2 protein-coding genes are annotated in these 1,382 nt (G+C 49.9%); both read right to left on the bottom strand.

The genetic code is table 11. The annotated features are described in order from the left end of the window. Positions 1-438: 438 nt before the first annotated feature. Complete coding sequence (locus BMW49_RS24360) at positions 439-765, bottom strand: hypothetical protein (protein ID WP_139133893.1); 327 nt, start codon at positions 763-765, stop codon at positions 439-441. Positions 766-767: 2 nt separating this feature from the next. Next, positions 768-1,382 (bottom strand): DNA/RNA non-specific endonuclease (locus BMW49_RS24365; RefSeq protein WP_208600994.1); only part of this gene is annotated, 615 nt, incomplete at its 5' end.

Raw genomic sequence — 1,382 nt, forward strand, 5'->3', positions numbered from 1 at the left:
TTGCTGCCGATCAGGGTGATGTCGCGACCGGCCTGTACATAGGTTTGCTCGCCGCTCAGGGTCGAGCCCTGGGCCTGGGTTTGCTTGACGGTGTCACGTGTGGTGGTGGTCTTGCTGGAGAACATGCCGTTGCTTAGCGTCGGCAGTCGATCAGCAGGACAAACAGGCATTCATCAGACATCTGTCCACGGAAAGGCGGGCTCAACTCGGCCCCAGGGTGAAAAATGGAGGACTTTTAGGGGAAATGCCGGACCGCCCACGGAAAAAACCGACGGAGACCAGCAGAGGCGGTAAAGCAGGGTGGTCTGAGGGAAAAAAATTCCCCGCCTGGGTGGCGGGGAGGTTTATTGGACGCCTGGACGGGACAGCGGAGTGAAATAAATAGCCCCGGCACTGCCGGGGCTATTTTTATTCAAGCGGGACAGGAATCCAGGTTAGTTATTCATACTTAAAGTCGATTTTTATCTTCATGCTGCGCAGGCAGAGCTCGACAATACAGCCTTTCCATGGCTTACCTTCCGCATAAAGCCCATTTGACTCGAAGAAGCTTCTAAGCCGAACAAAAAGATCCAGCAAATCACTATCCACCTTCGCGCTACTTGGCAAAAACCACTGCTTGGTTCCAGAGGGGCCAACATAATCAAATAACAACTTACAGTGATCCCCCTCCGGAGAAAGTTCGGCCTCTACCAGTACCACTTCGGCATCAGCAGGAGAGATCGCAACCAAAATCTCACCAATGCCTTGATAAATCTCATCATCCACACTCATATCCCACCCGGAGAATTGACAAAAGTTTCTCTTATTGGGCGTTCCGAACCTATCTGATATGTCACGGTAAATTTCTCAGGTCTTACAGACCCGCCCGTGTACACCGGTTCAATTTTTACACCCACCGACTTTCCTTCTTTAAGCGCAGACGCCCATTGATTCTCCATCGTCTTCCAAGCGCCCTTATTGAGATTCCCATTCATAGGCAGCAAGTTTAGACGTTCGCCAGGGCCATTAAATATACTGGCGATCAAGTGACCACCCTCATCACCATCAATGCCGCATTTGCCAGCCACGCACTGCTGATAAGTATTTCGATCATTCTTAGTTAGCGAGAGATTGGACTCAACTCTCTCAACTCGCCCAAGGCTATCTGTTTGATAGGTCTTGTTTCCGTCCACCTTATAAATAGTGTTCGGCTCTGGTTTATTGAGTTCCTTAGTCCATGAGCCCTTACCGCCAGAGCTAACTTCTACTTCGCGCAGAGCCTGACCAGTTCCTTTTGGACCACTTATCTTGCTAGCTACCCAATTACCTCCGATCTTGACAGCTTTTAATCCATATTTACCAACGTTGCCCACAATGACTTGGGCTATGTAATCCTCTCCTTT

This window comes from Pseudomonas cuatrocienegasensis (assembly GCF_900110925.1).
Classification (GTDB): Bacteria; Pseudomonadota; Gammaproteobacteria; order Pseudomonadales; family Pseudomonadaceae; genus Aquipseudomonas; species Aquipseudomonas cuatrocienegasensis.